The organism is Pseudomonas sp. SIMBA_041 (genome assembly GCF_046535095.1).
Lineage (GTDB): Bacteria > Pseudomonadota > Gammaproteobacteria > Pseudomonadales > Pseudomonadaceae > Aquipseudomonas > Aquipseudomonas mucoides.
In genome coordinates this window covers 64,977-77,140 of record NZ_JAWRXJ010000014.1, presented here as the reverse complement: position 1 = coordinate 77,140, position 12,164 = coordinate 64,977, and the positions used below count along the sequence as shown (strand labels likewise).

Annotated in this window: 8 protein-coding genes; 1 reads left to right on the top strand and 7 read right to left on the bottom strand. The window is 59.5% G+C overall.

Going from position 1 to position 12,164, the window contains the following annotated elements; all coding sequences use genetic code 11:
• Positions 1–141 precede the first annotated feature (141 nt).
• Positions 142–1,362, bottom strand: coding sequence for an aspartate aminotransferase family protein (locus SB725_RS27600; protein ID WP_059182301.1), 1,221 nt, complete (start codon positions 1,360–1,362; stop codon positions 142–144).
• Between the two features lie 286 nt (positions 1,363–1,648).
• Here SB725_RS27600 and SB725_RS27595 point away from each other — a divergent pair, with 286 nt between their 5' ends.
• On the top strand, positions 1,649–6,514 hold the full coding sequence (locus tag SB725_RS27595; RefSeq protein ID WP_410922891.1) for a dermonecrotic toxin domain-containing protein: 4,866 nt from the start codon (positions 1,649–1,651) through the stop codon (positions 6,512–6,514).
• A 2-nt stretch (positions 6,515–6,516) separates the two neighbouring features.
• Here SB725_RS27595 and argR read toward each other — a convergent pair whose 3' ends face one another.
• The 6 genes from argR to SB725_RS27565 form a co-directional block, all read right to left on the bottom strand.
• Entirely contained in the window at positions 6,517–7,497 is a 981-nt protein-coding gene (gene argR / locus SB725_RS27590) for a transcriptional regulator ArgR (RefSeq protein WP_027923925.1), read from the bottom strand.
• Between the two features lie 243 nt (positions 7,498–7,740).
• Complete coding sequence (locus tag SB725_RS27585) at positions 7,741–8,505, bottom strand: ABC transporter ATP-binding protein (RefSeq protein WP_007943885.1); 765 nt, start codon at positions 8,503–8,505, stop codon at positions 7,741–7,743.
• Positions 8,506–8,532: 27 nt separating this feature from the next.
• Positions 8,533–9,645, bottom strand: coding sequence for a M14 family metallopeptidase (locus SB725_RS27580; protein WP_410922890.1), 1,113 nt, complete (start codon positions 9,643–9,645; stop codon positions 8,533–8,535).
• Between the two features lies 1 nt (position 9,646).
• Positions 9,647–10,345: an ABC transporter permease gene (locus SB725_RS27575; protein WP_027923923.1), complete on the bottom strand. Its 699-nt coding sequence runs from the start codon at positions 10,343–10,345 to the stop codon at positions 9,647–9,649.
• Positions 10,342–11,031 carry an ABC transporter permease gene (locus tag SB725_RS27570; protein ID WP_027923922.1) on the bottom strand — a complete coding sequence of 230 codons (690 nt, stop codon included), beginning with the start codon at positions 11,029–11,031 and terminating at the stop codon, positions 10,342–10,344. Before SB725_RS27570 ends, SB725_RS27575 begins: the two co-directional genes overlap by 4 nt.
• Before the next feature lie 91 nt (positions 11,032–11,122).
• A complete protein-coding gene (locus tag SB725_RS27565) occupies positions 11,123–11,899 on the bottom strand; it encodes an ABC transporter substrate-binding protein (RefSeq protein ID WP_027923921.1) in 777 nt (258 codons plus the stop codon).
• Positions 11,900–12,164 lie beyond the last annotated feature (265 nt).

The following is a 12,164-nucleotide window of genomic DNA, read 5'->3' as shown; positions in this document are numbered from 1 at the left end:
AGCGAGCCTGCTCGCGATGGTGGATCAGCAACATTGATGTCGACTGACACACCATCGCGAGCAGGCTCACTCCTACAGAAAAGCGGGCCTGGCATAAAAATTGGGTTCGACGCCTGAAAGTTCAGGCGTCGAAGGGCCCTATCAGGCTTGTGTCAGTTTGGCGGCAGCACGTTCGAAGCGGTCCAGACCGGCATCGATATCAGCGTCTTCAACCACCAGGCTCGGCGCGAAGCGAATCACGTCCGGGCCGGCTTGCAGAATCATCAGGCCTTCACGTTCGGCGGCGTTGAAGATGTCTTTGGCCTTGCCCTTCCAGGCATCGCTCAGCACGCAACCGATCAGCAGACCCAGGCCACGAACCTGAGTGAACAGGCCGTACTTCTCGCCGATCTGCTCAAGGCGCGCCTTGAACTTGTCGTGCTTGGCATTGACGCCGGCCAGCACTTCAGGGGTGTTGATCACGTCGATCACGGCTTCAGCGACAGCGCACGCCAGCGGGTTGCCGCCGTAAGTGGTGCCGTGAGTGCCGACGACCAGGTGTTTGGCCAGGTCTTCGGTGGTCAGCATGGCGGCGATCGGGAAACCACCGCCCAGGCTCTTGGCACTGGTCAGGATGTCCGGGGTCACGCCGTAATGCTGGTAGGCGAACAGCTTGCCGCTGCGGCCCATGCCGGTTTGCACTTCGTCGAACACCAACAGCGCGTTGTGCTCGGTGCACAGGTCGCGAGCGCCTTGCAGATAGGCCAGCTCGGCCGGTAACACACCGCCCTCGCCCTGGATCGGCTCAAGCACCACCGCGCAGGTCTTGTCGGAAATGGCTGCTTTCAACGCCGCCAGATCGTTGTACGGCACGTGGGTGATGCCGGTGATTTTCGGACCGAAACCGTCGGAGTACTTCGACTGGCCACCGACGTTCACGGTGAACAGGGTGCGACCGTGGAAGCTGTTCAGCGCGGCGATGATTTCGTACTTCTCGGTACCAAAACGATCGAAGGCGACGCGACGGGCCAGTTTGAAAGCGGCCTCGTTGGCTTCGGCGCCGGAGTTACAGAAGAACACGCGCTCGGCAAACGTAGCGTCGATCAGCTTATGCGCCAGGCGCAGGGCCGGCTCATTGGTGAACACGTTGGACACGTGCCACAGCTTGTTAGCCTGCTCGGTCAAGGCACCGACCAGCGCAGGGTGTGCGTGGCCCAATACGTTAACGGCAATCCCGCCGGCGAAGTCGATCAGCTCGCGGCCAGACTGGTCCCAGACGCGGGAACCGGCACCACGCACAGGGATGAAAGCGGCAGGCGCGTAGTTAGGAACCATTACCTGGTCGAAATCGGCGCGTTGTACCGCAGCGTGCTCAACGGACATCGGAGTCTCCTGAAGAGGAACACTCGCCTGAAACTGGCGAGCGATGGGGGGATTGTAAGGACAGTTTTCAGCCCGGCCTTGCCGCCAAGCGACAACTTCTTATAGCGCAAACCCCGGTTTCAGTCGGGTTTACGGCAATGCGACATATAGCGTCGCAAAGGCGCAGTTTAAACCGCCGGCACAGGTTATAGGCAGGCTTGTCGAACGGTGCGGTAAATATGTACCGCACCAGCCCCGTCATCGTCTGTTTTGCTGGTGACTCATCCAAACGCTAAGGGAATAGCGCATGAGTCGACACGAACAAGATCGCCCTTCTAACGCAGCCGGCAATGAATCCGCCACGCAGCCGGACGATCACTACCATCACCTGTTCAACAATCTGCCGACCTGGGTACTGGAAGCCTCGCCCGCCACACGCGACGCCCTAAAAAACGCCTCGCCTGCCACGCCGCGGTGGTACGGCACCGCGACATCCGTGCAACACCAGTCGCTGAAAAAGCTCGGCCAGGACCACTGGACCCAGCGAAATCGCCTGGACTCAACCCTGTCCAAGCTGCAAAGCGCACGCGCCTTCGCCGAACCTCTTCTGACCGCGGCGCTGAAAACCCGGTTTGATCTGGAACTGGACGTCAACACCACGTTCCTGCGCCTTTACATCCCGCAAACCGTGCCCTGGTTCGGAGTCAGGACGGGCGCCGCACGCACCTGGACGGTGTCGCTGCTTGATGCCGCCCTGCATAACTTCCAGGAATCGGAAGTGGCGGCTGATGCTTACGAATCGGCATCGACGTTCATTACCGCGCCGTCACCCAATGGGCAGTTCGATACGCTGCCAGCGATCAAACAAAAAATAACCGTCGCCGCCTTTGCGCGGCTGTGCCGGGATCTGGACATCGGCGCCCGGTACAACACGTACCTCAAAGACAATCTGGGGCTGACTAACCCGGTGGCCGGCGCGGTGTTGAAATCGAAGGTGATCGGCTCGCACCAAGCGGCACTCAAAGCGGCGTTGCAAATGGCTCAACTGCGCAAGGACATTCCGGAGGATGCCTGCCTCTCGATCCTGCGCCTTGTGGAAGGGCGTTCAGGTGCGCGACTCAATGGTCAACCGCTGTACGGCCATGACCTGAGCATCATGTCCTCCTCCCTGACCGGCATTGTCATTTTCGCAGCGAGTCTGGAGCGCGCACGCAAAGGAACGCGGATCATCGCCTACATTCCCGACGATCCCGAACATCCACTCAAGGAATACCCGAACACTCTGGCGTTCATGAACGAGCTGACCCGCAAGCTGCGTGCCCCGGCTTACCAGACATTCTTCAGCCGTTTCGTCGAGCACAAGGAAAGGGGCCACTTTTTCGCTGATCTCAATCAACGTCTTCAGCGCGTCACCTGGCATCAGCACACGCGTGGCGACCCATTGCCTAGCTGGCGGGAAACGCCCATCGACAGGCCCAACCTGCGGTTTTCAATGACGCCGTTCAGCGCGGACCTGTGGAATCATGTCTATCAGCGCCAACTGAACAAGATCATCAACGATGCCAGCACGCAGGCCGTCGCCACCGCCTCCGCGGACCGAAACGGGCGCTGGGCATTGTGGGATGCCTTCAGCAAAGTGGCGTCGACGCTGCTTGAAATCGCGTCGTTCGTTGCCTTGCCATTCGTTCCGTTTCTCGGCGAAGTAATGCTGGGTTACATGGCCTACCAGTTACTCGACGAAACGTTCGAAGGCATCGTAGACCTGGCCGAAGGGTTGAAAACGGAGGCGCTAAGGCATCTGATAACGCTCGCTGAAACAGTGGTTGAAGTGGGCACATTCGCAGTGGGTGGCGCGATCGCTGCCGGCGCCTTCAGCCGTTTGCTTTCGCGCGAAGCGGTCGCGCTGGTCGACCCGCTCAAACCCGTCGCAACGCCAAAAGGAAAAATCCGCTACTGGAAGCAAGATCTACTCCCGTACGAACACGCCCAAAGCCTGCCTGACGGCGCAACCCCCGATCAACTTGGCCTCTATCGCCACGGGGGCAAGACGCTGCTGCCCCTGGAAGGAAAACTGTACGCCGTGAAACCCGAAGGCACCTCCGGCGCGTATCAGATTGAGCATCCGACCCGCACCGATGCTTATCAGCCTTCTTTACTGCACAACCACCACGGCGCCTGGCACACTGAACTGGAGCAGCCGCTGCATTGGGATCGGGAAACGGTCATGCGTCGCATCGGCCACGATGTCGAGTCGTTCAGCAACGCCGAGCGCGAGCAGATCCTGCAGGTCAGCGGTTTTCACGACAATGCCCTGCGCGAGATGCATGCCGAACACTACCGCCCGCCTTCGCTGCTGACCGACACGATCAAGCGCTACAGGATCAACCGGGACATCGACACCTTTATCGAGCAGATCGGCAGTGATCAAGCCGAGCACTACCAAAAGGCCGATGCGGTCATGCAGCATCAACTGCTGAGCAGCTACGACGACTGGCCTGTCGACACGCCGATGCCGGCAGCGCAAGACCAAACGTCAACCTTCAGACAACAGACCGCCGAACTTGCCCGGAGCCACCGCAAATCGCTGTTCGATCTGCGCTACCGAGCACTGGAAAAAACCGATGACCTGCGAGTCCAGCGACTGCTGGATGACGTGCAGGGGCTACCCACCGATATCGCCGAGGAATTGGTGAGCAATGCATCCGGCACCGAGCTGAAACAACTGCACAACGGCCACCTTCCCCAGCGACTCAAGAATGCAGCGCTCAAAGCCATGGAAGCCGTGCGCGCGACCCGAGCTTGCGAAGGCTTTTATTCCGAAGCGCTGGACACCACCGACACCCACCGACTGGCCTTGCACAGCCTGAATTCGCTGCCCGATTTGCCGGCCGAATTACGCATCGAAGTGAGGGACTACTCGGCCGAGGGGACCTTGCGCGACAGCATTGGCCAGCCCGATGCGCCCATTCAAAAAATACTGATTCGCGCTGAAGACGGCACTTACCAGGTTCACCAGGACACTGGCTCGACGCAGGGGAGTTTTTATCAGGCCCTGTTCCGGGCGCTGCCGGAGTCGCAGCGCAACAAGCTGAACCCTTTGATCGCAGACGCCCGGACACTCAAACAACGCATCGCCGAACACGCACTGGACCAACCGGCCTTACGCAGGCTGTTCGCAAAAAATCCCCATCGAAAACCGTTCTATGACCCAACCACCATGCGCCTGCCCGGTGGTGCCGAGGGCTACAGTCGAATCGACCGCGAGACACCGACGCTCAACGACCGGGTGCGCGAGGTTTACCCCAACCTTCCCCAGGAAGAAATGCAGTCCATTGTCCAGGCATTGCAACTTCATCCCGATGGCGCTCGCGTAGAACTTTCACGTGTGAGGAGGGAGTTGGCCCGACTGCATCAGGACCTGCGCGTCTGGGTCAGTGACTCGCCCACGGCTCATCCTGAAACCGGACGCCCGCTCAGTGAGCTGGAGCAACAAGCCGAGCGAAACAATCGCCGGTTGCTGGCCCAGGAAATCCAGCGCAGCTGGCGGCGACAGTCCGACCGGGATTTCGACACCCCGGAGGGGGTGACCCAATATGTGCTCAGGTTCGAACAGCCGATACTCGGTGACTTTCCGCCACTGAGTGCCGACTTCAGTCATGTGTCGCGGTTGTCCCTGGAAGGCACGCGCAGTGCGCAGGCCATTCCCGCGTTTCTAAGGGGCTTCAGCGGACTGCGCCGCCTGGAGTTGCGCCGATTTTCCCTGACCACCCTCCCCGACGCCATCAGCCGAATGCCCGACCTTCAAGCCTTGGTCTTGAGCGATTGCGGCATCCGGGTCGACGCCGCCACCTGGTCGAAGCTGGCGTCACTGAAAAAACTGGCCATGCTGGACCTTTACAAAAATCCGTTTGAAAGCCTGCCGCGCATCGACACGATGAGTGAGCTGGTGCACCTGGACCTGAGCGACACTCGCATGACGGAGATTCCGGCCGGCGCTCTGCAACACCCGAAGCTCGAAACCCTCCTGCTGATGAACAACCGCATCAGCGAGTTGCCTGCCGAGTTATTCGAAAGTTCGCTGTACGACAAGCGCGGCCTGCACCTCACCCACAACCCGCTTTCGAACAGCGCGCGGGAATTGATCAAGCAACACCACTTCGAAAACGCCTACGACATGGGTGTCTATGCTCCCGAAGCCGATATTGATCGCATCAAGGCGTTGTACCCCAGCATGGAAGTCGAACAGGCCAGTGAGTTTGTCTACGAATTGCCGGGGACTCTGGAGGAAGGCCGCACATACCTTACGCGCCTCGAAGAAGAGCTCACCCAACTGAAAAATGATTTGTCTGCCTGGACCACCGATGTTCCGGACCAGCACCCCGTGACGGGTGAACCGTTCAGCCCCGACCAACTCTCTGCCGAGCAAGCCAACCGTGACGAACTCAAGCAGGCACTTGAGAAGTGCTGGCAGCGTGAATCTGGACTGGATGATTTCAACGACGCACTTGAGCCGACGTTCGAGCTTATGGTCCGCCCGGTTATCAATGGCGAGCTGCCCGCCATGAGTGCAGACTTCAGTCATGTTTCCGCGCTGGAGATCCAAAGCGCCGAGGGTGCAACACGACTGGGGCGTTTCCTCGAGTCCTTTACCAACCTCAAAAGCCTGAGGCTGCGCGAGTGCGACCTCGGTGACATCCCCGATGCGGTCTTCAAGATGGGGCGCCTGCGCTCGCTGTCGCTCCCCGAATGCCGGGTCAGCCTGTCTGCGCAGACGGCAAATGCATTGGCGGGCATGGAGCAGCTTGATTACATCGACCTGAGCTTAAACCCGTTGGGGCGTACGCCGGATCTAAGCCAAATGCCCAACCTGTCGACCGTGTTGCTCAACGACACCGGCATCACTGACATCCCCCATGGCCTGCTTCAGCTGACGGATCTGGACTGGGTCGACCTGAGCATGAATGCAATTACCGAGGTGCCCAGCGACCTGCTGGAATTGCCGGTGGAGGTGGCTGAAAACATCACCTTGAGAGGCAATCCGTTTTCGGAGGAAAGCCTGGCGCAACTGGTCCGCTACTTTGAACTGACCCGTGCGGATTTTGGCGTGGACGAGGTCATCAACCAAGGTGAGATGCAGGTTTCGACTTCAGAGGGTTCCGAGGTCGACGAATAACATCAGCCGCGCTCGGACGGCACCGACGACAACTCGAATGGACTGCTGCTGCGCCGCTGGTTGCGATCTTCCCGCGGCGTGGCACCGAAGAAGTTGCGATAGGCACTGGAGAAATGTGGCCCCGAGGAGAAGCCACACGACAGGCCGATCTGGATGATCGACTTGCTGGTTTGCATCAACATCTGCCGGGCCTTGTTCAGGCGCAATTCCAGGTAGTACTGGCTCGGCACACGGTTGAGGTATTGCTTGAAGATCCGCTCTAATTGCCGACGGGACACGCACACGTGCTGGGCGATTTCGTCGGTGGTCAGCGGCTCTTCGATGTTGGCTTCCATCAGCAGCACCGCTTGGGTGAGCTTTGGATGGCTGGAACCGAGGCGGTTTTGCAGCGGGATACGTTGGCGCTCCCCGCCTTCGCGAATGCGCTCGACCACCAGTTCTTCCGAGACGGCGCCAGCGAGTTCGGCGCCATGATCACGGGCCAATACTGCCAACAACAAATCAAGTACCGACAGGCCGCCGCACGCGGTCAGCCGATCGCGATCCCAATCGAACAAATGACTGGTGGCGATGACTTTAGGGAAACGCTCGGTGAAATCGTCCTGCCAGCGCCAGTGCACGGCAGCGCGATACCCATCAAGCAAACCCAACTGCGCCAGCGGGTACACACCCGCCGACAAACCGCCAATCACACAACCGGAACGCACCAGTTGTTTCAACGCACTGCTGAGCGCCGGCGCAAGCGTGGTCGGCGGCTCATCGGCGAGCAAAAACAGCTTCTGGAAATTTTCGAGTTTGCCGGCCCACGGCTCACCCGGCAATTGCCAGGCGCCTTCGGTCGGCGGTTCGGCCTGCAAAAACGACAGTTCGTAAACCACGTCCGGGTGCACACGCTGGGCAACACGCAAGGCCTCCTCAGCCAGCGCAAGCGTCAGTGCTTTAGTGCTGGGCCAAATCAGGAAACCAATTCGATGGGCAGTCATGGCGGGCAATCCGAAACGAGAACAGTGAAGAAGGCATGGGCCAATGCTAGCCCGTAAATGAACGCAAATCTCAAACCTGTAGCGATCAAATGTGGGAGCCGGCTTGCCAGCGATAACGGTGGATCAGATAACATCTCTGATGCAGACATACCGCTATCGCTGGCAAGCCAGCCCCCACAGGGATCGGGGCCGGCCTTCAGGTTGCGAAGCATGCACTATCCCGGTGCACAACGGCAGTCTTGATTACTTCAGGCTGCCCGAGAGGAATTGTTGCAGACGCTCGGACTGGGGATTGACCAGCACCTCACGCGGGTTGCCACTTTCTTCGACGACACCTTTGTGCAGGAACACCAACTGGTTCGACACTTCACGGGCAAAGCCCATTTCGTGCGTGACCACCACCATGGTCCGGCCTTCCTGGGCCAGGGCCTGCATGACTTTCAGCACGTCGCCGACCAGTTCCGGGTCGAGTGCCGAGGTCGGTTCGTCGAACAGCATCACCTCAGGTTCCATCGCCAGCGCACGGGCAATCGCCACACGCTGTTGCTCGCCGCCGGACATGTGGCCAGGGTAGGCGTCCTTACGGTGACCCACGCCGACCTTGTTCAGGTAATGCTCGGCTTTTTCGCGGGCTTCGGCCTTGGACATGCCCAGCACGTGAACTGGCGCTTCCATGATGTTTTCCAGCGCGGTCATGTGCGACCACAGGTTGAAATGCTGGAACACCATCGACAGGCGCGAACGCATGCGTTGCAGCTGTTTCGGGTCGGCCGCCTTCAACGCGCCGTCCTTGTTGGCGACCAGTTTCAGCTCTTCGTTGTTGAGCAGAATCTTGCCTGCGTGCGGCTGCTCCAGCAGGTTGATGCAGCGCAGGAAGGTACTTTTGCCGGAGCCACTGGAGCCGATGATGCTGATCACATCGCCAGCCGCCGCTTTCAGGGACACGCCCTTGAGCACTTCGTGACTGCCATAGCGTTTATGCAGGTCTTGGACTTCAAGTTTGTACATGCGGTCGGTTCTCACAAAAACAGTCAGTCAGTCGTTGAGCAAGCGCCCGTGACGCAGCGCTTCGCGCCCCGCCACCTTGGCCAGCCAGAAACCGGGTTGGGCATAACGCAGCCGTTCAATGGCAAACAGCACCCCGGACGTACCAGCACACACCGTGCTGACCCGATCCGACAACGGATCGATCACTTCAAAAATCTCGTCACCGGCTTCGATCCACTCACCGGGTTTACGCAGGAAACTCACCACACCGGGGTGCGGTGCAAACAGCAATTCGGTGCCTTCGAACGGCAAGCCTTCGCACGATTCTTGCGCAGGTTTTGGCCATTCGCCGCTGATCAGGCCTTGCTCGGCGAGGAACGCCAGAATGCCTTCGGCGTGAGCCACGGACTCAAGACGACCGGTATCCGCCTGACCACCTAATTCAAGGGTAGTCGCCAGACACGCCAGCGGAATCTGTGCATCCGGGAACAGGCGCGACAGACGCAACCACGGCAGCGAGCAGGCTTCGTCGAAGGAACTGCCGCCGGAATCTTCCGCGAGCAAACCCACCTTCACGTTCAAGTGCGCGGCCAACGAACGCCACTGCGGCCAGTGTTGCGGCAAGGCGTACATGTGCAGTGCCGCTTCGGCGTCGCAGTGCAAATCCAGCACCACATCGGCGGTGCAGGCGTGGCTGAGCAAGACGCGCTGCATGCCTTGCAACTGACTCGCAGCCGGTGGCAATGCAGCAAGCGCATCGCTCATGGCCTGACGGATCATCTGGATATTGGCGTGCGGATCATCACCGAGGTGCCCTGCCAGCTCAGACGCAACCGGCGCGCTCAGCTCAACGAAATCGCGGTTGAAATTCTTGCCGCTGCCGGCCTCGAAACGCCCTTGATGATTGCCCTGCAACAGTTGACCGAGACCCAGTGGGTTGGCCACCGGCACCAACTCGATCACACCGTTGAGCAAGCCTTGGGCTTCGAGCTCGGTCAGGCGCTTTTTCAGCTCCCAGGCCGTGCGCATCCCCGGCAGTTCATCGGCGTGCAGGCTGGCCTGGATGTAGGCCTTGCGCTCGCCACTGCCGAAGCGGAATACCGAAATCTGGCGTTCGCTGCCCAGGTGGCTCCACGGCAATACGTGATCGATGCGTTCCATATCAGTGCTTCCGCGGGGCCAGATAGCCCAGCCAGCGGCGCTCGGCCAGTTTGAACAGCTTCACCAGGATGAAGGTCAGGCACAGGTAGAACGCGCCGGCGGTGATGTAGGCTTCGAACGGCAGGTAGTACTGGGCGTTGACCGTGCGTGCGGCACCGGTGATGTCGATCAGGGTCACAATGGACGCCAGACTGGTGGTCTGCAGCATCATGATCACTTCGTTGCTGTACTGCGGCAGCGCCCGGCGCAGGGCCGATGGCAACAGGATGCGCTTGTACATCTTGTAGCGCGACATGCCCATCGCCTTGGCGGCTTCGATCTCGCCATTCGGGGTGGCCCGCAGGCTGCCCGCAATGATTTCGGCAGTGTAGGCGCTGGTGTTGATGGCAAAGGCCAGGCATGCACAGAACGTTGCGCTGGACAGCCACGGCCACAGGAAGCTTTCACGTACCGCTTCGAATTGCGCCAACCCGTAGTAGATCAGGAACAGCTGCACCAGCATCGGCGTGCCGCGGATCACGTAGGTGTAGAGCCAGGCGCTCATGTTGACGGCGGCGTTCTTCGACACGCGCATCAAGCCCAGGGGCAAGGCGCACAGCAGGCCGAAAAACAGCGACAGCGCGAGCAATTTGAGGGTAGTCACCAAGCCGCCGAGGTACAGCGGCAAGGCCTCCCAAATGACGTTGTAGTCGAAGATCATAGATCAGCCGCCCTTACGCCTACCGAGTAGCGCTTCTCAAGGTGACGCAATGCCAGCAACGAAACACTGGTGATGACCAGGTACATCGCCGCCACTGCGAGGAAGAAGGTGAAAGGCTCGCGGGTGGCATCTGCCGCCTGCTTGGCCTTGAACATCATGTCTTGCAGACCTACCACCGAAATCAGCGCGGTAGCCTTGGTCAAGACCAGCCAGTTATTGGTGAAGCCCGGAATCGCCAGGCGAATCATCTGCGGCACCAATACCCGGAAGAACACCTGAAAACTGCTCATGCCGTACGCCATGCCGGCTTCTGCCTGCCCCTTCGGGATCGCCATGAAGGCGCCACGGAAGGTTTCCGACAGGTACGCACCGAAGATGAAACCGAGGGTGCCGATACCGGCGGCCAACGGGTTCAGGTCGATGTAGTCGTTAAAGCCCAGCAGCGGTGCGACGCGGTTGAGCAGGTCCTGGCCGCCGTAGAAAATCAGCAGGATCAGCACCAGATCGGGAATACCGCGGATCACCGTGGAATACAGATCGCCCAGCCAGGCCAGCCAGCGAATCGGCGACAGACGCAGCGCAACGCCGATCAGCCCCAGAACAATGGCCAGGACCATGGACGACAAGGCGAGCTGAAGCGTCAGCCATGCGCCATCGAGGATGACAGCCCCGTAGCCTTTCAACATGATTCAGGTCCTCGAAAGTTGGGATGAAAAAATGGCGCAAACCTCAGAGATCCTGTTGCTTGCGCCATTTCGGACTTGTCGCCGCAGCGTATTACTTGCCGTAGATATCGAAGGCGAAGTACTTGTCCTGGATTTGCTTGTATTTGCCGTTCTCACGAATGGCGGCGATGGCAGCGTTGAGCTTGTCGAGATCAGCCTTGTCATCCTTGCGCACAGCGATACCCACGCCGTCGCCGAAGTATTTGACGTCGGTGAACGCCGGGCCAACGAAGGCGAAGCCCTTGCCAGCGTCGGTTTTCAGGAAACCGTCATCCAGCAGCGTAGCGTCTGCCACGGTGCCGTCGAGGCGGCCGGCGGCCACGTCGAGGTAAATTTCGTTCTGCGAACCGTAAGGCTTGATCTCCGCACCCAGCGGGGCCAGGACTTCGCGGGCGAAACGCTCGTGGATCGAGCCACGTTGCACGCCGATGTTCTTGCCCTTGAGCTCAGTCAGGCCTTCGCTGACTTGAGTGCCCGCCTTCATGACCAGGCGAGCCGGGGTGTTGTAGTACTTGTTGGTGAAGTCGACAGACTTCTTGCGGTCTTCAGTGATCGACATGGACGACAGGATCGCGTCGATCTTGCGCACTTTCAGTGCCGGGATCAGACCGTCGAACTCTTGCTCGACCCATACGCACTTGACCTTCATCTGCTCGCACAGAGCGTTGCCGATGTCGTAGTCGAAACCAACGATGCTGCCGTCCGGCGCTTTGGAAGCGAACGGAGGGTAAGCCGCTTCGATGCCGATTTTCAGAGGCTTTTCATCGGCGAAGGTTGGCAGCGACAGCACGGACAGTGCCAGGGCGCCAAGCAGCACGAGTTTCTTCATCTTGGGACTCCATCGGTAAAGGGCAAAAACGGCAGAGTGAGCGACAGCCCAATATGCGAGTGAGTAGAACGACAAAGCGGTTGCTGCGTCGTAGGAATCGCGTGTTGTTTTCAACACGGTCACCGACGAGCGAGTGATCGGCATTCTAACGACAGGCCCGAAGCCGATATTTCTTCAATGCGACAACAAATTACAGATGCACCGAGAAAGCCGCTTGAGCGCGTTGACAGCCCTGCAAAATCATGCAAGAGCAAAAGACAGTGAA

Bases quoted from the DNA above. Each gene is read 5' to 3' on its own strand.
- SB725_RS27600 (WP_059182301.1), bottom strand. From the start codon at position 1,362: ATGTCCGTTGAGCACGCTGCGGTACAACGCGCCGATTTCGACCAGGTA.
- SB725_RS27580 (WP_410922890.1), bottom strand. From the start codon at position 9,645: ATGGAACGCATCGATCACGTATTGCCGTGGAGCCACCTGGGCAGCGAA.
- SB725_RS27570 (WP_027923922.1), bottom strand. From the start codon at position 11,031: ATGTTGAAAGGCTACGGGGCTGTCATCCTCGATGGCGCATGGCTGACG.
- SB725_RS27575 (WP_027923923.1), bottom strand. From the start codon at position 10,345: ATGATCTTCGACTACAACGTCATTTGGGAGGCCTTGCCGCTGTACCTC.
- argR (WP_027923925.1), bottom strand. From the start codon at position 7,497: ATGACTGCCCATCGAATTGGTTTCCTGATTTGGCCCAGCACTAAAGCA.
- SB725_RS27595 (WP_410922891.1), top strand. From the start codon at position 1,649: ATGAGTCGACACGAACAAGATCGCCCTTCTAACGCAGCCGGCAATGAA.
- SB725_RS27565 (WP_027923921.1), bottom strand. From the start codon at position 11,899: ATGAAGAAACTCGTGCTGCTTGGCGCCCTGGCACTGTCCGTGCTGTCG.
- SB725_RS27585 (WP_007943885.1), bottom strand. From the start codon at position 8,505: ATGTACAAACTTGAAGTCCAAGACCTGCATAAACGCTATGGCAGTCAC.